Origin of the sequence: Paenibacillus sp. CECT 9249 (assembly GCF_918697855.1) — a bacterium.
Lineage (GTDB): Bacteria > Bacillota > Bacilli > Paenibacillales > Paenibacillaceae > MSJ-34.
The window spans coordinates 216,067-233,287 of the sequence record NZ_CAKKLI010000004.1 but is presented as its reverse complement, the minus strand read 5'-3'; the positions used below and the strand labels follow the sequence as shown (position 1 = coordinate 233,287).

At 51.8% G+C, this 17,221-nt stretch carries 20 protein-coding genes; 1 reads left to right on the top strand and 19 read right to left on the bottom strand.

What is annotated here, in order from left to right; translation table 11 throughout:
• Window positions 1–29 precede the first annotated feature (29 nt).
• Window positions 30–899: a YitT family protein gene (locus tag LQ229_RS06195; RefSeq protein ID WP_216539757.1), complete on the top strand. Its 870-nt coding sequence runs from the start codon at window positions 30–32 to the stop codon at window positions 897–899.
• A gap of 705 nt (window positions 900–1,604) precedes the next feature.
• On the opposite strand, the gene LQ229_RS06190 is transcribed toward LQ229_RS06195, so the two are convergent.
• The 19 genes from LQ229_RS06190 to trpD all read right to left on the bottom strand — a co-directional run bounded on the left by LQ229_RS06190 (window position 1,605) and on the right by trpD (window position 17,205).
• The gene (locus tag LQ229_RS06190; protein WP_230191184.1) at window positions 1,605–2,480 is read right to left on the bottom strand and encodes a sporulation protein YpjB; all 876 of its coding nucleotides are present in this window, start codon (window positions 2,478–2,480) and stop codon (window positions 1,605–1,607) included.
• A 102-nt stretch (window positions 2,481–2,582) separates the two neighbouring features.
• Window positions 2,583–3,224, bottom strand: coding sequence for a DUF1405 domain-containing protein (locus LQ229_RS06185; protein WP_216539755.1), 642 nt, complete (start codon window positions 3,222–3,224; stop codon window positions 2,583–2,585).
• A 67-nt stretch (window positions 3,225–3,291) separates the two neighbouring features.
• Window positions 3,292–4,170 carry a menaquinol-cytochrome c reductase cytochrome b/c subunit gene (locus LQ229_RS06180; RefSeq protein WP_216539754.1) on the bottom strand — a complete coding sequence of 293 codons (879 nt, stop codon included), beginning with the start codon at window positions 4,168–4,170 and terminating at the stop codon, window positions 3,292–3,294.
• Between the two features lie 16 nt (window positions 4,171–4,186).
• A complete protein-coding gene (gene qcrB, locus LQ229_RS06175) occupies window positions 4,187–4,858 on the bottom strand; it encodes a menaquinol-cytochrome c reductase cytochrome b subunit (protein ID WP_216539753.1) in 672 nt (223 codons plus the stop codon).
• A gap of 15 nt (window positions 4,859–4,873) precedes the next feature.
• Window positions 4,874–5,419 carry a ubiquinol-cytochrome c reductase iron-sulfur subunit gene (locus LQ229_RS06170; RefSeq protein ID WP_290370018.1) on the bottom strand — a complete coding sequence of 182 codons (546 nt, stop codon included), beginning with the start codon at window positions 5,417–5,419 and terminating at the stop codon, window positions 4,874–4,876.
• Between the two features lie 185 nt (window positions 5,420–5,604).
• A complete protein-coding gene (locus LQ229_RS06165) occupies window positions 5,605–6,015 on the bottom strand; it encodes a DUF2487 family protein (RefSeq protein ID WP_230191183.1) in 411 nt (136 codons plus the stop codon).
• A 93-nt stretch (window positions 6,016–6,108) separates the two neighbouring features.
• Window positions 6,109–6,288 carry an IDEAL domain-containing protein gene (locus tag LQ229_RS06160; protein WP_216539751.1) on the bottom strand — a complete coding sequence of 60 codons (180 nt, stop codon included), beginning with the start codon at window positions 6,286–6,288 and terminating at the stop codon, window positions 6,109–6,111.
• A 23-nt stretch (window positions 6,289–6,311) separates the two neighbouring features.
• On the bottom strand, window positions 6,312–6,818 hold the full coding sequence (locus tag LQ229_RS06155) for a gamma carbonic anhydrase family protein (protein WP_230191182.1): 507 nt from the start codon (window positions 6,816–6,818) through the stop codon (window positions 6,312–6,314).
• Window positions 6,819–6,901: 83 nt separating this feature from the next.
• On the bottom strand, window positions 6,902–8,023 hold the full coding sequence (locus LQ229_RS06150; protein WP_230191181.1) for a hypothetical protein: 1,122 nt from the start codon (window positions 8,021–8,023) through the stop codon (window positions 6,902–6,904).
• 86 nt (window positions 8,024–8,109) lie between these two features.
• Window positions 8,110–8,694 (bottom strand): histidine phosphatase family protein, encoded by a 585-nt coding sequence (locus tag LQ229_RS06145; protein ID WP_216539748.1) that lies wholly within the window; start codon window positions 8,692–8,694, stop codon window positions 8,110–8,112.
• 16 nt (window positions 8,695–8,710) lie between these two features.
• The gene (locus tag LQ229_RS06140) at window positions 8,711–9,292 is read right to left on the bottom strand and encodes a zf-HC2 domain-containing protein (RefSeq protein WP_216539747.1); all 582 of its coding nucleotides are present in this window, start codon (window positions 9,290–9,292) and stop codon (window positions 8,711–8,713) included.
• On the bottom strand, window positions 9,289–9,882 hold the full coding sequence (locus LQ229_RS06135) for a sigma-70 family RNA polymerase sigma factor (RefSeq protein ID WP_216539746.1): 594 nt from the start codon (window positions 9,880–9,882) through the stop codon (window positions 9,289–9,291). Before LQ229_RS06135 ends, LQ229_RS06140 begins: the two co-directional genes overlap by 4 nt.
• 541 nt (window positions 9,883–10,423) lie before the next feature.
• Window positions 10,424–11,518 (bottom strand): prephenate dehydrogenase, encoded by a 1,095-nt coding sequence (locus LQ229_RS06130; RefSeq protein ID WP_230191180.1) that lies wholly within the window; start codon window positions 11,516–11,518, stop codon window positions 10,424–10,426.
• 23 nt (window positions 11,519–11,541) lie between these two features.
• Window positions 11,542–12,639, bottom strand: a complete 1,098-nt coding sequence (gene hisC / locus LQ229_RS06125) for a histidinol-phosphate transaminase (protein ID WP_216539744.1) — start codon at window positions 12,637–12,639, stop codon at window positions 11,542–11,544.
• A 21-nt stretch (window positions 12,640–12,660) separates the two neighbouring features.
• Window positions 12,661–13,473, bottom strand: a complete 813-nt coding sequence (gene trpA, locus LQ229_RS06120) for a tryptophan synthase subunit alpha (protein ID WP_216539743.1) — start codon at window positions 13,471–13,473, stop codon at window positions 12,661–12,663.
• On the bottom strand, window positions 13,454–14,665 hold the full coding sequence (trpB, locus tag LQ229_RS06115; protein WP_216539742.1) for a tryptophan synthase subunit beta: 1,212 nt from the start codon (window positions 14,663–14,665) through the stop codon (window positions 13,454–13,456). Before trpB ends, trpA begins: the two co-directional genes overlap by 20 nt.
• The gene (locus LQ229_RS06110) at window positions 14,662–15,381 is read right to left on the bottom strand and encodes a phosphoribosylanthranilate isomerase (protein WP_216539741.1); all 720 of its coding nucleotides are present in this window, start codon (window positions 15,379–15,381) and stop codon (window positions 14,662–14,664) included. Before LQ229_RS06110 ends, trpB begins: the two co-directional genes overlap by 4 nt.
• Complete coding sequence (trpC, locus tag LQ229_RS06105) at window positions 15,378–16,190, bottom strand: indole-3-glycerol phosphate synthase TrpC (protein WP_216539740.1); 813 nt, start codon at window positions 16,188–16,190, stop codon at window positions 15,378–15,380. The genes LQ229_RS06110 and trpC overlap by 4 nt, the downstream gene beginning before the upstream one ends.
• Window positions 16,180–17,205 (bottom strand): anthranilate phosphoribosyltransferase, encoded by a 1,026-nt coding sequence (gene trpD / locus LQ229_RS06100; protein ID WP_216539739.1) that lies wholly within the window; start codon window positions 17,203–17,205, stop codon window positions 16,180–16,182. Before trpD ends, trpC begins: the two co-directional genes overlap by 11 nt.
• Window positions 17,206–17,221 lie beyond the last annotated feature (16 nt).

Sequence of the window (17,221 nt, the reverse complement as noted above, 5' to 3'; positions counted from 1 at the left end):
TTTTGCGCAACCGGCTCTGGGAGGATCCGATGAGTAAACATTTTGCTCTAGCTCAAATCAAAACGATCGCGCCGATTATACTTGGTACGGCGATATACGCCCTGGGCCTTTTATACTTCATCATTCCAAACCAACTGATGGAAGGAGGCATTACAGGGGTAACCGTATTGCTGAAATACGCCTTTAACATACAGCCTTCCTTGTCGACGCTTGTCCTAAACATTCCGCTGTTCTTCGTCGGATGGAAGGTGCTCGGCAAGAAGCCGATGGCTTATACGATTCTCGGCACGCTGTCGCTTACTTTTTTCCTATGGCTGTTCGAATCGGGGATTCGCGCCGGTTGGATCGTCCCGTTTCAAACCGATCACGATTACATATTGGCGGCATTATATGCAGGGGTAACGCTGGGAGCGGGGCTCGGAATCGTCTTCCGCTTCGGAGGAACGACCGGAGGGGCGGATATAATCGCCAGGATATTGAACCGCCGGTTCGGTTGGAGCATGGGGCAAATCATTTTATCGCTCGATGTCATCATCATCGGCTCCTCCTTGTTTTTTATCCCGAAGGAAAAAATACTGTACACATTTATCGTCGTGTTCATCGCTTCGAAAATGATCGATTTTATTCAAGAAGGCGCATACGCGGCCAAAGCCTTTACGATTATCAGCGACCGCGCGCCTGAAATCGCGGACATCGTGACGCGCGATATGGAGCGCGGCGTGACGCTCATTCCTGCGGTAGGCGCCTATTCCAAGCAATCCAAATATATCGCGTACTGCATCGTCGGACGCCAGGAAATGCGCCGGCTTCATCAAATCGTAAGATCGGTCGATCCGCGCGCGTTTGTCATCATCAACGACGTGCATGACGTGCACGGGGAAGGGTTTAAGGAATCATAGCGTTTCGGCCGGGCGCCCCGGCTTTTTCTTTTTTCCCGCCGTTCGTCGAAATCCCGCTCGCTCAGGACCTATCAAATTTTCGATTAGTTCCAATTCGCTTAGTCTTATCACCATTCGCATTAGCTTCACCTCGCTAAGATGAGATCAGCCACGGATTAGCTCCTCCTCGCCAGGATCTATCAGCCTTCGTATTAGCTCCAGTTCGCTCGGAACAGACCTGCCTCTCGATTAGCTCCAAAATGTGGAGTTCATTTTCGCGCTCCCCGCTATCTGCGTTCATTAACGGTAAAAACCGGCGCTAATGTGCGGCAGATCGCAAGATCGGGCCAATGTGGACGAGATTAACTGTAGAAAATGCCGCTAACTTTCTCTTTTCGCTTTCCGAGTACAAAATAGCTCCAGTTTTTACCGTTAGTTGCAGGCGTCGAGCGAGAGTGTGGTCGACCGCCCGCCGACATGCAGCGAAACACCATGCGCTGGAAGCTGCGAGCGGTGCAAGAAGAGCGCAGAGACCGCGCTTCAGAAGCGGCTTAGATAGCCGAACGCTGTATTTTTCATTGCGCTCCAAACCAAACCATACATCATACACCACACACCATCCACTGAACGAAGGGGATATCGACAGAAGGGGAAAAAAAACAATACCGCGAAAATGAGAATGCAGCGCACGGCATGCCACTCATGAAAAAAGCCCGATTCCTCGGGCTATCGTTCAGGCTTGCGGCGGCGCCTCTCGGCTTCCGCCTTTTTCTCGTACCGGTATTTGCGCCAGGCGACGTAACCGAGTACGATGACGACGACGGTTCCAATCCACAGCGTCCATATCCATTGGTCGTTCGTGCCGACGATCGGCATAAAGGTAGGAACGTCTTTTTTGCCGAAAAACAGCTCGTTCACCCATTGCCTGCCAACGGGCAGTATCTTTCGCAAATCTTCCCGCCCTACCTTATCTTTCGTAATCCGCTGGCGCAAATAAGCCATCATCGAATCGAGCTTCTCGATTTCTTCAGGCGCCCGCTGAATCGCCGCGGCCGGACGAATGACATTGTAATGCTGCTGAAAAGCGGCAAACGCCGCCCGGATGGCGGCAGCTCCTCCCGTTTCCGCGGCCAGCCCCTGCTCCATCCGTTCGATATCGTCGTTCATGACTTTATAATACTGATGCCACATCGGCTGCTCGGGATGCGTTAACGCATCGGCGGCCAGCCGGACGGTAGCGGCCGCTTCCAGCCATCGTTCCGGTTGAATCGTCGCTTGATTGACGATCCGTTTCATATCGACAATGCATTCCGAAACAGCCCCGACCCCTTCCACGGAAGCGGCTCCCTCAAAACGAATTTGCGCAAACAGCTTTTCCATTTGCGCGATCCGTTTGCGCACTTCCAATATATTACCATCGGACGTATAGCGGTATACGGAATCCGCCAACCGATCCAATTCCTCCAGCTTGTTTCGATCCACTGGCCGGTCGCCGGACGCATATGTCGCGTACCGATCATGCGAGTCGCTCGCCGAACCGTATATCGGATTGCCGAACCATATCGTTCCGATGCAAAGGATAAGCAGCAATTTGCGAAGCATGGATCATCCCTCCCACAGTACATACTATGAAAGGTTGTCCGGCGCTAGAACATCCGTCGCGGCGAAACAGCGAAGCGCCCAGGAATATGCCGCAGCCTTGCCTTATTTCCGTTGGCGTATCGCTCTGGCCGCCCGCAGCGCCGCGTAACCGCAAACGAAGCTGAAGATAGTCAAACCGAACGTAAAGTTGCGCACGGCCGCAAGATCGTCCATCAACACTCCAGGCAGCGTTGGAAACACATGAAACGTATAATCTACCGTATCGTTAAGCAATGTCCATAATAAACCGATTACGAGCGCGCCCGTTCCAAACGAGAAAAAGCGAACGAACAACAACGCTTCGACCGCCATTGCCGTATGCGACGCGACAAGCATCCAATCCTGCCATACGAGCATATTCCCTTGCGCGGCTCCCGCAAAAATAATTGCCACCGCCCAAATGCCGTATTTCACCGAAGTGATAACGGCGAGACCTTCGACGATCTTCCGCAATCCGATCATGAACTTCGACCTGACGGGCGGGTACAGCAGGAACAGCACCGCGATCGTAAAAAACAAGCTGGCTGTCGGGCTGTCCGGAACGAACACAAGCTGCCATACGGGGGAATTCTCGTACGTATATCGCAATTGCGGACCGTACCATATGTAGCCGTAAATCGTGCCGAGCAAGTTAAACCAAAATAAACACCATAAAATAATGCGGTTCGTCAAAAAATGTTTGCTCCAAAAGAAAGCGACGTTCAATCTTTTCCCCCCTTAATAAAGGAAACCTGATCGAATAAACGACCAGGTTCTGTTCCCTAACATATTACTATGCCTTTTTCTGTTTCGCAAGCCATTCGGCCAGATGATCGATTTGATCGTCCGTTAAACCGTTGCCGACGGCGATATCGTACATGGCAGGCATTTTGCCGTTCTCCGATCCTTCATGAATAATCTTCAGGATCTCTTCTTTCGAATGCTTATCCCCTACGCCGCGGAGCGCCGGCGCGCCGTTCGTGCCTTTCAAATCGTTTCCGTGGCACGCTAGGCAAGTAGCGGTTTTTAAGTATTCCATTGCCGGATCGTCAGGTTCGACGATCGCAACTTCCACCGGCTTCTTCGCGCTGCTCGTCGGAAGTCCGTTCTCGAAGTTCTCGCGGGCTTGTTCTTCGCGAGTGATATGTTCAGGTTTAATGCCTGTCGCCGAAAGTTCTTCCTGATATTCGCCCCATGCCGAACTTGTCAAGTAAACAAGCGAAATGAGCCCCAAGAACATCAAAGAGGAAGCGATCGGTCGGCGGTAGAAGCGCCGTTCTTTGCCTGTATCCAGGAACGGAGCCAGCACCAGCGCCCCGAATGCGACGCCCGGAACCAATACGGTACCGATTACGATGAAATCACCCGATGCGTACGGGAATTTCAAAAACTGATACAAGAACAAGAAATACCAGTCTGGAATCGGAATGAAAGCCGCGTTCGGATCCGCCGGAAATCCAAGCGGGGCCGGTTCGGAAATCGTCAATACGAGAAAGCCGACCAGCACGACAACGCCGACCATCCATTCTTTCAATAAGAAGTTAGGAATAAACGCTTCCGACTTCCCCGGAAAAGATCTGTAGTCCGGTTGTTCCGGCTTGTTGGTTCTAACGCGGACGCGAGAATCGCCCACGAATACAACTTTTTCATTTGATTTATGACCGTGTGCCATCGATATTCCTCCCTTCTTATAGCGGTCCCGAAATTCCTTGTCTGCGGATCATGAAGAAATGTCCTCCTAAAAGGGCAAGAAGACAGGCCGGCAAGAAAAAGACGTGAATTGCGAAAAAGCGCGATAACGTTTGAGCTCCGACGATGGTTCCGCCTTGCGCCAATTCTTTCAAGTACGGTCCGATCAATGGAACGGAATCCGCAATTTCCATCGTTACTTTCGTCGCAAAATACGCTTTGTTGTCCCAAGGCAATAAATAACCGGTCAAACCGAGACCGAGCATGACGAAGAAAATAAGCATGCCGACAACCCAGTTCATCTCGCGCGGCGCCTTGTAGGAACCGGTAAAAAATACGCGCATCGTATGCAAAAACATCATTACGATAACCAAACTCGCACCCCAGTGATGCATCCCGCGCACGATCTGGCCGAACGCGACTTTGGTTTGCAAATATTCGACGCTCGCATAAGCGTTAATAATATCCGGAACGTAATACATCGTAAGGAACATCCCGGATAAAATTTGAATTACAGTGATGAAAAACGTCAGCCCGCCAAAGCAATACACGAAGGCGGAAAAATGATGCGCCGGATTGACGTGTTCCGGAACTTCATGATCCGCAACGTCTCTCCACATCGGCGTGATATCAAGACGTTCGTCCATCCAATTGTAGACTTTCTTAAACATCCGACTCTACGCCTCCTATTTCACTCTCGTATTCTCGATAATATCCCCCAAGTAAACCCATCCGTTTTCAATCCTAATGTCGTACTGTTTCAACGGACCGCGCGCTACGGCAAGCTGCTTGCCGTCTTTCGTGTAGTGGGCTCCATGGCATGGGCAGTGGTACTCGTTCGGGAATTTTTTGTCGCTGTTCCAGCCGACCGTACAGCCTAGATGCTGACAAATCGGAGACAACGCAAAAATCTCTCCCTTGGAATCTCTCGCAATGTATGCGGAAAAAGTCGGATCGCTCTCATACCAGCCGTCAACCTGATGTTTCTGGAAAGTAAATTCAGTCGGCTCTTCCGTAATTTTGCTCTCTTCGGCAACTTTCACGAATGCGCCTGTATCTTTCTTCTGCAACAGCGGATCCACCGCGAATCGAATCATCGGAATAACCGCCCCGCCCGCCATGAACGCGGTAGCGCCGCCTAACGTATACGTCAAAAATTGGCGCCGGGAAATTTCTTTGCGCGTCAGACCGCCGTGGTTCGTCGTCTCTTCATGTTCGTTATGGTTACTCATTCTGTGCTCTACCCCCCTTGTCAACCATATCTTGCGTCATTTCAATGACCAAAATCACTTATTAACTTGGACATAATTATAATATCTTAGGCGCCCTATAGCGTCAAGAATTTCCAAGCTTATTTATAAAGCAGATGAAGCGCAGATGATTCAAATGTTGAGAATTTGTCACAATTCAATCACAATTATCGCCAAAGCTCCTGCACCATCCTGGAAATGTCCGCCGCTCTCGGTTTCCCGCCCGGCTCGCTCTCGGACGTCGGCGATAACGCCAGATCGGCTTCGGGAAACGATTCGCCGTTCAATTCGAGACGCGACGAAATCAAGATGACGTATCGAAACCCCGCATTCTTCAATTGACGGCAAACTTCGTTGATCCCGTCTTCTCCCCCGGCATAATGCATGGCCGGATATGTAACGACTCTCCCGCGGAACGGAATTTCGACCATATCCATCCAATCCCGCAAATCTTCCAAAGCTTCGGTCGTTTCCCAAGGTTGTTCCCGTCCGGTTAACCCGGTGACCGGCAGAAGGCAAGTATCGAGGTATGGTTGTAGTTCTTTCCATTCTTCCGCTGAAATATCACTAAATTTCATTTTTTCCACCCCTTCAGGTTTTCATTATATACGGAAGCGTATAAAATTGAAATCGTCTTGGCCGAACAAAAAAAGAAACGCGCGCGCGTTTCTTTAATTTAAAGTTTTCAGTTGATCGGTTAGCAAGCGGAACGTCGCTTCGTCCCCCGAAGCCAGCGCCTTGTCGATTTCCTCGTATATTCGTTCTGCTCGATATTTGCGGAGCGCCTCGTCCAATGCCATTTCCGCCGCCAAACTCAACATCGCTTCATAAGTAACTTTCATTTTATCCATAGGATGCACCTCCAAACCAACGTTTAAGAGATCCTATATTCCTTTCCTTTCACCACATAACTTTCCGCTGTTCGACGCATACGCAATAAGTCTTCTTCGGTTAACTCTCGGACGACCTTGGCGGGTGAACCTAGAGAAAGAGTATAGGCCGGAATTTTTTTGTTCTCGGTAACGATCGAACCTGCCCCTACTAAAGCATATTCACCGATTTCGGCTCCGTTTAGTACAATAGCCCCCATTCCGATTAATGTACCTGTGCCTATCGTACAGCCGTGTATGATGGCGCCGTGGCCTACAGACACGTCGTCCGCGACGATGAGGGGCTGATCGGTATTGACATGGCCGACGCATCCGTCTTGAATATTGGTGCGCTCTCCGATCCGGATCGGAGCCAGGTCTCCGCGCAATACCGCATTGAACCAAACGGACGATTCGTTGCCGATCGATACATCGCCGACAATCTTGACGCCGCTCGCTATATAAGCCGATGGCGCCACGTTCGGCATTGTTCCCGAATAAGGTATGTACATTGGGCAACCACTCCTGTCTATAAATGCGTGTTCAAAAAGTGTGAACAACCTCTAAAATTGGAGTGATTTTACCAGTCATCGCTTTACTTGTCAACCGGGAGCTCGATTTTATCTTCATGCGAGACGTAGATGCCTTGAATCAACGCGGATCCAAGCTTCGTTACGACGACCGCCCTGCCTTCCTGCTCGTCTTCTCCGAAACGGAGCAAACCTAGATGAAGCATCATTTTCAAAATGCGTTCTTCCAAAATCGACTCCGCGTCGTCATAGTAATAAGGTTTAATGAACGGACAAATAATTGTGCGCAGAGAAGGCACAGATACCCAATTCCGGGCGCATATGTCCACCCAATGAACGAGTGACGACAAATTCGGGATCGCTCCTTTGTACAACCGCAACCAGAAGCGATATAACTGTGTCAACTGCGGTTTCGTTCCTTCCGTTATGCACTGTTGTCCCAATTGGGTCAGCGCAAGCCGATTGTCGCGTTCTTCAATAAACCCTTGATAATAAGCGAAGTCGTAGAGAAGCGAGAAGCGGTTCGGATATTCTTTGAAACGGCGGCCGTAACCGAATCTCCACCCTCCCTTTGCGACCAAATCTTCGTTGACGGCAAACCTTTCGAATAATTGCTGCTGATTTTTTCTGTACATCGCTCCTTCCATATTCAACGGAATGTCTTGCTCATACACATATCGTAGAAATTGATGAAAATCGTCCAATATCAACATCTGTTCGTCCCTGTATACCGACGGCTCTCCGGTAAAGGTCAGCTCGCTGCGGAATCTGTTCGACAACGCCTCGCGGAACCGTTCCCTTAAATCCAGCGGCACCTGAAACAAATAGCGGGAATGATGGGAGTAGCCGTTAAACAACCAGCCGAGATGTTTAAATTTCATAATCGTATCCCGCGGGCTGGAGGCTGCCTCTTCCGATTTCTCAAACCTCGTTTGTCCGACCCGGGCGACAAGCTCCTCGAGGCTGAACGAATTGCGCTGATCGAACAAAATCGAATTCAAAAACCGCAAGTCTTCCAAACTAAGCCGGTTAATATGTTGTTCGAAAATATCTCTGCGGCTGACGGTGGACAAGATCGATTGAATCAAATCGTTTTTGGAATTTGCGTTGCATTCGCAATTGTAATAGTGTGCGATGCGCGTCAATTGCTGGATGTCGGCAAAACTGAGCATATCTGCGAAATTCATAACTTCTACGCCCCTTTTACAAACCATTATTGGATTTTTGCCGGCTTTTATTCTTCGAAACAAAAAAAATAGCCCAAATATTCGGGCTATTCTATCGTTTGTAAATGACGAGTGCAATTGTAGAGAAGCGGAATCCATTCGGCGTCCTTTCTTTCCAGTATCGTAAAGGAAAGATTGCCGATATGCTCCTGGAACCGGTCTTGAAATAGGGCGGTATACAGTTGAGCCAAGAAACTGCCGTGCGTCACGACCAAAATATTGGATTGCGGATACCGGCCGTACAAATCTTCGATAAAGTCGAGCCCTCTCGCCTGCATCGATGCGTCGGTCTCTTGACCGAGATCGAGCCGCTTCCAGTCGGCGCCCCATCTGCGAACTCTCTCTTCTTGCGTCGTACCTTCGACCGAACCGTACGACCGTTCAATGAGCCGAGGGTCCGGAGGCAATATCGGCATATCCAAACGTTCGGCAATGATTCGCGCCGTTTCTAGCGCGCGGGATAAGTTGCTTGAAACGATATAATCCCATGGTCCGGCATCGTCGATAAGACGCGAAGCCATTGCTTCGGCTTGCTTCCTTCCGTCCGCATTCAGCGGAATATCCGTTTGTCCTTGAATTTTGCCAAGCGCATTCCAATCTGTCAATCCGTGGCGAATTAGTCCGATTTGCACGCGTGTCTAGTTCCTTTCAATGTCGTACTCTTGCGAGCCAGTTCAGCATCAGCAGCGTAAAGGCTACGCCCAATAGAGAAAGCGCGATCCAGTATTGCGGATATGTAGGCACGACTTTCAAAATCGGCGGATCGCCAATGCTGGCAACGGGTATTTCTCCGAGATTAAAATCGGTCGTAAAGTTCATCTCCGAAGCGACTGCGGTCGGAATCAATTCGTTATGTTTCGGTCCGAGACCGCCCGTCACGGCAAGATACATAAAACTGCACAGAAATACGGCCATAAAGCATGCTACCAGCGCGGCGATGTTCCGTCTGAGCTTTGCCGTGAAAGCGTAAGTGCGGTGGCTTACGGGAGCGAACCATGACGATTCGGCATAAATCCGATTCATCACATTGTCGCTGACGTCGCCCGATGCAATCGGAACGGTATCCTCCGAGAACGAAAGAATCAGTTCCTGGCTCTCTTCCCATATTTTAAATTGTTGGGCACAGCTTGCGCAATATTCGATATGGCGTTCCACCTTGATGCGGTTCGCATCCCCTTGCGGCAGATCCCAATAACTGCCTAGCAATTCTTGTACCTCAAGGCAATTCATCTCGATTTCATCCCTTCGTATTCCTCATAAACGGTCTCGACATAATATGGCTCCAGCTGCGTCTTGACGCTAGCTCGCGCTCGGAATAATAAAGATTTGACAGAACTGACCGTTTGCCCGAGAATATTGGCGATTTCCTGATAATCCAACTGGTCGTATTCGCGCAATATGAGCGCGGACCTTTGCTTTTCGGGCAAATTATTGATCGCTTCCCGGACCATGCTTACTTTCTCACTGCGCAATATCGCTTGCTCCGGTGCAATTTCGGGCGGAGCAACGGGAACGATCCCGCTTTCGTCGAGCGACACGTTGCCGGCCCTTTGCTTGCGAAGCTCGCTAAGCACCGTATTTCTAGCAATCGTGTACAACCAAGTGGAGAAAGAAGCGTCCACCTCGCGAAACGAATTCAAGCTGCGAAACGCTTTGTAAAACGTCTCCGAACATAAATCTTCCGCTAGCAACTCCAATTGCGCGCTCTTTAACATATGATATATAAATGCCAGAATTTTCCTTTGATAACGTCGCATTAACTCCGAGTACAACTGCACGTTCCCGTCTTTAATTTCACGAATTAGCTGGGAATCGGTCATCGATGAGATCCTCCTTGACCAACCATGTTCCTCCCAGTTCGAATTACATATTAATACCGAACAGGGCAGAAAAAGTTGCGGTATTCCGCAAAAATTTATCCTTTTCTTCGAATGAATCGTTCCGAATATATAGAAAGCAAGTTTTATCGCCAATAGGACGGCAAAGCATCCGTGTCAGAAATCTACCAAAACCTATGTAGGAAAGTCGATAACCTTCTATTAGCAAACTACACCATTTTTTTGAAAACATACCTCTCTTATTGTATCATATCTTGGCTCGTCCAAGGATAAATATTTTTTAAGAATAAAAAAAGAACCACCTGAAAATCAGGTGGCTGCACAAAAGTGCCATTTATTTGGATAGGAGTGGAGAGAAACCATACTGTAGTTTTATTATATGTATACGTTTTCATTTTGTCAACAGTTGTTTTTCACTTTTTCGGGAGCGCATGGATTTAGGGAACAAATGCCGCCTGGAACGCCTCCAAAATCGGTTCGTCAGGCGGCGGCATCGTCCCATATATTTCGTCATTCAACGGCTCTATACGTATACTTTAAAATCCATCGACTCGAGCAGAGCGTACGCCCGATCCTTATCCTCCTCGTTGCGGAAGGACAGGCGAAGCACGCCGGGAACGTCCTCCCTGCTCTCGATAATTTGCAGGTTGCTGAGATTGACGTGGCTGTTGCCGAGTTCTGTCGCGATTTTGCCGATAATTCCCGGATGGTCGGGCACGTCGACATACAGATCGTACAAGGACGTTATCATTCCTTTCCGCCGCTCCGGCAATCCGCTGCGGAACCGGCTCGCTTCGTTGAATGCTTGCTCGATCCCTTCCCCGTCCCCGCGTTTCAGCAAATCGATAAAATGAGCGACTTCGCCGTTCCAGTCCTCCAGCAACGCCAGCAGGACTTCCTTGTTGTTCAGCAATATATCGCGCCATATAACCGGATCGCTGGATGCGATCCGCGTAATGTCGCGGAAGCCTCCCGCAGCCAGGCTGCGGTAGAGCGCGTTCGTTTCGTTATACCCTTTAATCTGATTGACGAGCGCGACGGCGATAATATGCGGCAAATGACTAATGGCGCCGACGATATCGTCATGCAGCTTCGGATCTACCCTGACGATTTGCGCTCTCGTATGCAGCAAGAGCCGGCGAAGGCTCTCATAGGCTTCTTCCGAACCGTCCGGCTCCGGCGTAAGCACATAGAAGGCGTTCTCGAACAGCAGCGAAGTGGCCGCTTCCACGCCGGACCGCTCCGATCCGGCCATCGGATGCCCTCCGATAAAATGGGCGTCCCGCAGATCGATCCGCCGCGCGCAAGCGGCGATCGACGCTTTCGTGCTGCCGACATCGGTAATGATGCATCCCGGTTTCAGCGGCAGCCTGCTTAGCTCTTCCAAATACGCTTCCAGCCTGCCTACGGGAACGCATAAAAAAATAAAATCGGCGTCTTCCGCCGCTTCGCTCATGGACGTCGTCGCGAAATCGACTACATTCCGCGCCATATATTTGCGAACCGAGTCCGGGTTATTGGAATGTCCGACGACGGTCATCCCCGGCTTGCCTTTAAAGCAAAGAGCCAGGGATCCACCGATGAGTCCGACTCCAAAAATCGCGATTTTCGTTGTCATTGACTTCACTCATTTACAATAGATTAAGCTTCGACGGGAATTTCATTCATTACTTGTTCCAGCGCATGAACGAACTTATCGTTTTGCTCCGGCGATCCTACCGTCACGCGAATATAAGTAGGGTACATCTTGTGGCCGGCGCGCGTAATGATGCCTTTGCGCAGCAATCCGTCGAATACTTGAGAGGCGGGCCGCTTCACGTCCACCATAATAAAATTACCATGCGCCGGGAAGGAGGACAACCCTAAACGGGCAAATTCCTTTTGCAAATATTCGATGCCCGCAGCATTGCTGCTGCGGCATTGTTCGATGAACTGCCGGTCCTGAAGCGCCGCAAGCGCCGCCGCTTGGCCGAAACGTGTCGTATTAAACGGCTCGCGCACTTGATTGATCAATTTAATCACATCCGGATGGCCGACGCCGTATCCGATCCGGAGGCTGGCCAATCCGTAAATTTTGGAAAATGTGCGCAATAAAACGACGTTTTTGAAACGGCGAAGCAAAGCGAGACCGTCCGGATAGGAAGGATCGGTAACATATTCGCAATAAGCCTCGTCAAGCACGACCATAACCGTCTCGGGCACCTGTTCGATAAAACGAATAAGTTCGTCATGCGAAACGATCGTACCCGTTGGATTGTTCGGATTGCAAACCCAAATGATTTTCGTCTTGTCCGTCACTTTGCCGAGCATCGCTTGCAAGTCGTGCGTACCGTCCCGAAGCGGCACTTCGATCGCAAGCGCCCCTTCGATGTCGGTGTTATGTTTATATTGCGGGAACGTTTGATCCGCCATAATCGTTTCGTCGCCAGGCGTAACGAAAGCGCGCGCAATCATAAGAATCACTTCGTCGGAGCCCGCTCCGAACACGATTTGATTCGTCCCGACGCCTAAATGTTCGGCGACGGCGGCCGTCAAATCGACGGCGAATCCGTCGGGGTAAATGCTGGTGTTACGGATTTCATCGGCAATCGCCTGTTTCGCCTTATCGGAACAACCGTACGGATTTTCGTTCGATGCGAGCTTGATCACTTCGCTTAATCCGAGTTCCCGCTTCACTTCTTCCATCGGTTTCCCAGGCTGGTATATCGGCAAATTCACTATATTCGGTTTCGGTTGCACCGGCAATCATCCTTTCTGTTTTCATGCTTTTAATTGTCGCACAAAATTTTGGATTTGCAAGAGTCCTTGATCTTTCGTAGACGGGGAGCCGAGCAGCGGCAGCGCCTGTTCGATTTCGCGCACGATTGCGCTTCCGACGACGACGCCGTCGCAAAGCTGCGAGAACATGCGGAATTGATCGTTATTGGAAATGCCGAATCCGACGGCAACCGGAACCGAGGCATGCTCTTTCACCGTAGCGATAAATTGCCCGATTCCTTCATGGAATGCGGCTCTAACCCCCGTTACGCCGAGCGAAGAAACGCAATAAATAAATCCGCCGGCGCGGCTGACGATTTTGGCGATACGGTCATTGGACGTCGGCGCGACAAGCGGAATCAGATGAATGCCCGCCGCAGCCGCCCGTTCGCGGACTTCCGCGTCTTCTTCGAACGGCAAATCCGGAATAATCATTCCGCTTATATCGTTAGCCTGCAGCAGTTCGAAGAATGAATCCAGGCCGAGCTGCAGCACCGGATTATAATACGTAAACAAGATGAACGGGAGTTGCACGCCTTGATCTCTCGCTTCCTTCGCGACATGAATGCAATCGAGAATCGTAATCCGGCTTTCAAGCGCCCGTTCCGAAGCGCGCTGGATGACAGGGCCGTCCGCAAGCGGATCGGAGTACGGAACGCCGAGCTCGACGATATCCGCTCCGGCAAGCTCCAGTTGTTTCAATATTTCGATCGTCATCGCGATCGACGGATCCCCGACCGTCAAGAACGGGATCAGCGCGGTCTTCCCTTCCTGAGCGAGCCGTTCGAACGTTTGATCAATGCGATTCGTAGCCATCCAAGCCACCTCCCAAATAGTTCATGATCGACTCAACGTCCTTATCTCCGCGGCCGGATAAACTAACGACGATAATATCATCCTTGCCCATGGTCGGAGCAATCTTGATCGTTTGCGCGACGGCATGCGCCGATTCGAGCGCCGGGATAATGCCTTCCGTCCGGCATAACAGCTGCAAGGCGTCGAGCGCTTCGCCGTCCGTGATCGGCACATATTGCGCCCGGCCGCTGTCTTTCAAATACGCGTGTTCCGGACCGATACCCGGATAATCGAGTCCGGCCGAAATGGAATGGGCCGGTTGAACCTGGCCGTATTCGTCCTGCAGCAAATAGCTGAAGGAGCCTTGAAATACGCCTTGGCTTCCTTTCGTCATCGTAGCCGCATGATAAGGCGTGTCGACGCCTCTCCCCGCCGCTTCCACGCCGACCAGCCGGACCGTTTCGTCCTGAACGAACGGATAGAAAATGCCCATCGCGTTGCTGCCGCCTCCCACGGCCGCGACCACGACGTCGGGAAGGCGCCCTTCCGTTTCAAGAATTTGCTTGCGGGCTTCGTCGCCGATAATGCGCTGGAAGTTGCGGACCATCATCGGATAAGGATGCGGCCCGGTAACGGAGCCGAGAATATAAAACGTATCCTGCACGTTGCTCACCCAGTAACGCAGCGTTTCGTTGCACGCGTCTTTCAGGGTCCGCGTTCCGGACAACACCGGCACCACTTCGGCTCCGAGCAGCTTCATGCGGAATACGTTCAATTGTTGCCTCTTCGTATCTTCCTCGCCCATGAAAACTTTGCATTCCAAACCGAGCAAAGCCGCTACCGTCGCCGTTGCTACGCCGTGTTGGCCCGCGCCCGTCTCGGCAATCACTTTCTTCTTGCCCATCCGCTTCGCCAGGACGGCCTGTCCGATCGTATTGTTAATTTTATGGGCTCCGGTATGATTCAAATCCTCGCGCTTCAAATATACTTTAGCGCCGCCGAGATGCTCCGTCAGCCGCTGCGCGTAATATAATGTCGTCGGCCGTCCGGAATATTGCTTCAACAAATAGTTGACCTCTGCCGTAAATTCGGAATCTTCGGCAAATCGGTTATATGCTTCCTCCAATTCAAACAATGCGTTCATCAACGTTTCGGGAACGTAACGTCCGCCAAACCCGCCGAACCGTCCGTTCTCATCCGGTACTCGATTCATCCGATTTTCACCCTTTCCACAAATGCCGTAATTTTCGCGATATCTTTCACGCCGTCAGTTTCCACGCCGCTCGAGACGTCGACGCCGTCCGGCCCATACGCTTCGATCAATCCGGCGACGTTATCCGCATCCAGGCCGCCGGCGACGAGCAATTTCACGCCTGCCTCGCGCGCCCAAGCTTGATAGCGCGGAATCCGATCCCATGCGAACGCTTTGCCCGATCCCCCCGCCTGCTCCGGATCGTACGTATCGAGCAAAATCGCGTCGACGGCTCCTGCATACGCCGCTATCCGCTCCATCGCTCCGTCCTTCAGGACCGCCACCCCCGCGGCGTTCTCAGCGCCGCTTGCGGCCGTACCGCCATCTTCGCGAGCGGTCGCAATGGAACAGCTTTTATATACTTGCACTCCGAACGTCTCTTTCACCCAACGGCAAAATTCCGGCGTTTCCTGCCCGTGCAGCTGCACGACGTCCAATTCGGCTTTGGACAAAACCGCCTGCAGCTCTTCCTTGGCCGGATTGACAAACACGCCGACCGTCAAAGGGGCAAAGCCCTTCTGTGCGCGAATAAAGTCGATCATCGTCCGTGCCTTCTCCGCATCGACTTGCCGCTTGCTCTTGGCGAACACGAAGCCGACTTGATCGACCGGCAAGTTTATCATCGATTCTAGCAGTTCAACCGTTTGCAGTCCACATATTTTCACCGTCGCCGTCATGAGCGCACGCCCCCTTCGTTCCGTACCGGCCCGAGCAAATCCGTAACGCCTTGCGCGACGACCGGCTGCCGCATGAAATGTTCGCCGATCAGGACGGCATGCGCTCCGGCCGCTCGTACGAACTCGATATCTTCCGGTCCGGCGATGCCGCTCTCGCTTACAATGGTAACGCCGTCCGGCATCTGGCCGATCAAACGCTCGGTCGTGCGCAAATCCGTTTCGAACGTATGCAAATTGCGGTTGTTGATGCCGATCAACGTCGCTTTGTTCAACTCCAGCACCGCTTCCAATTCGGCGCTGTCATGCACTTCGACGAGCGCGTCCAGGCCGATCGATTTGGCCGTATCGATATATTCCGCGATTTGGGAAGGCGTTAATATCGCCGCGATCAACAAAATCGCGTCTGCGCCGATCAATCTCGCTTCGTAAATTTGCCGCGCGTCGATCGTAAAGTCTTTGCGCAGAATCGGAACGCCGACGGCTCGACGCACCGATGTCAAATAATCGTTGCTTCCTTGAAAATACGTTTCGTCCGTCAATACGGAAATACAATCGGTACCCGCGGCTTCGTAAGAACGGGCGATCTCGACCGGATGAAAATCGGGGCGGATCAACCCTTTGGACGGCGAAGCTTTCTTCACTTCGGCGATCAAACCGACCTCGCGCTTGCGCTTCGCGGCAAGCGCTCGCTCGAACCCTAAACATGCCGGCATCTTCGCGATATTCCGTTCGGCTTCCTCCAGCCGAAACGTTTCCGCGAGCCTGTTCACTTCTTCTTTCTTCGTTGCTACAATACGGTCAAGAAACATAGCTCAGTTCTCCTGTCGTTTCAATTAATTGTTGCAATTTTGCGTAAGCTTTGCCCGTGTCGATCGCTTCCGCCGCCGCCCGCACGCCGTCCTGAATCGACGGAGCCAGCCCGGAGACGTAAATGCATGCGCCGGCGTTGGCCAATACGACGTCGCGGTATGCGCCTTGCTCCCCTTGCAGGACGCGGCGAATAATGTTCGCGTTCGTAGCGGCGTCTCCGCCCAATACTTCGTTGATCGGATAAGTCCGAAGCCCGATCGCCTCCGGATCGATATCGTACGTTCGAATATCGCCGCCGACCAGCTCCGATACTTGCGTTGGAGCGGAAATGCTGATTTCGTCCAATCCGTCGTGACTCGATACGACCATCGCCCGTTTCAGGCCGAGCTGCTGCATGACCGAGGCGATCGTCGCCGTCTTGCCGCGGTCGTAAATGCCGAGCAATTGCCGGTCCGCTCCCGCCGGATTCGTCAACGGGCCGAGCATATTGAAAATCGTCCGTACGCCGAGTTCTTTGCGCGGCGCGGCCGCATGCTTCATCGAAGGATGGTAAAGCTGCGCGAACAGAAAGCAAATGCCGATCTCGTCCAAACATTTTGCCGCTTGATCGCTAGTTAAATTAATATTGACGCCCAGCGCTTCCAGCACATCCGCGCTGCCCGCCCTTCCGGATGCGGACCGGTTGCCGTGCTTGGCGACCCGGACCGATACCGAAGAGGCGATAATGGCCGAAGCCGTCGAAATATTGAATTTGTGAATGCCCGATCCGCCGGTGCCGCATGTATCGAGCAATCGATACTGTTCGGTTCGGAGCCGATTCGATTTGCTCCGCATCGATTCGGCGAAGCCGGTAATTTCGTCGATCGTCTCTCCTTTGATGCGAAGCGCCGTCAGAATGCTCCCGATTTGCGCCTGCGTCGCGCGGCCCTCCATAATTTCATCCATAACCGAACGCGCTTCCTCGCGCGACAAGTCCTCTCCGGCAATCAATTTCCCAATCGCTTGTTTCATCATGCCCGTCCGCCCCTTT

Bases quoted from the DNA above. Each gene is read 5' to 3' on its own strand.
- LQ229_RS06110 (WP_216539741.1), bottom strand. From the start codon at position 15,381: ATGACGGCGACGGTGAAAATATGTGGACTGCAAACGGTTGAACTGCTA.
- trpD (WP_216539739.1), bottom strand. From the start codon at position 17,205: ATGATGAAACAAGCGATTGGGAAATTGATTGCCGGAGAGGACTTGTCG.
- trpB (WP_216539742.1), bottom strand. From the start codon at position 14,665: ATGAATCGAGTACCGGATGAGAACGGACGGTTCGGCGGGTTTGGCGGA.
- LQ229_RS06155 (WP_230191182.1), bottom strand. From the start codon at position 6,818: ATGTACATACCTTATTCGGGAACAATGCCGAACGTGGCGCCATCGGCT.
- LQ229_RS06135 (WP_216539746.1), bottom strand. From the start codon at position 9,882: ATGACCGATTCCCAGCTAATTCGTGAAATTAAAGACGGGAACGTGCAG.
- LQ229_RS06150 (WP_230191181.1), bottom strand. From the start codon at position 8,023: ATGAATTTCGCAGATATGCTCAGTTTTGCCGACATCCAGCAATTGACG.
- qcrB (WP_216539753.1), bottom strand. From the start codon at position 4,858: ATGTTTAAGAAAGTCTACAATTGGATGGACGAACGTCTTGATATCACG.
- trpC (WP_216539740.1), bottom strand. From the start codon at position 16,190: ATGTTTCTTGACCGTATTGTAGCAACGAAGAAAGAAGAAGTGAACAGG.
- LQ229_RS06180 (WP_216539754.1), bottom strand. From the start codon at position 4,170: ATGGCACACGGTCATAAATCAAATGAAAAAGTTGTATTCGTGGGCGAT.
- LQ229_RS06160 (WP_216539751.1), bottom strand. From the start codon at position 6,288: ATGGATAAAATGAAAGTTACTTATGAAGCGATGTTGAGTTTGGCGGCG.
- LQ229_RS06170 (WP_290370018.1), bottom strand. From the start codon at position 5,419: ATGAGTAACCATAACGAACATGAAGAGACGACGAACCACGGCGGTCTG.
- trpA (WP_216539743.1), bottom strand. From the start codon at position 13,473: ATGGCTACGAATCGCATTGATCAAACGTTCGAACGGCTCGCTCAGGAA.
- LQ229_RS06165 (WP_230191183.1), bottom strand. From the start codon at position 6,015: ATGAAATTTAGTGATATTTCAGCGGAAGAATGGAAAGAACTACAACCA.
- LQ229_RS06195 (WP_216539757.1), top strand. From the start codon at position 30: ATGAGTAAACATTTTGCTCTAGCTCAAATCAAAACGATCGCGCCGATT.
- LQ229_RS06130 (WP_230191180.1), bottom strand. From the start codon at position 11,518: ATGACAACGAAAATCGCGATTTTTGGAGTCGGACTCATCGGTGGATCC.
- LQ229_RS06190 (WP_230191184.1), bottom strand. From the start codon at position 2,480: ATGCTTCGCAAATTGCTGCTTATCCTTTGCATCGGAACGATATGGTTC.
- LQ229_RS06140 (WP_216539747.1), bottom strand. From the start codon at position 9,292: ATGAATTGCCTTGAGGTACAAGAATTGCTAGGCAGTTATTGGGATCTG.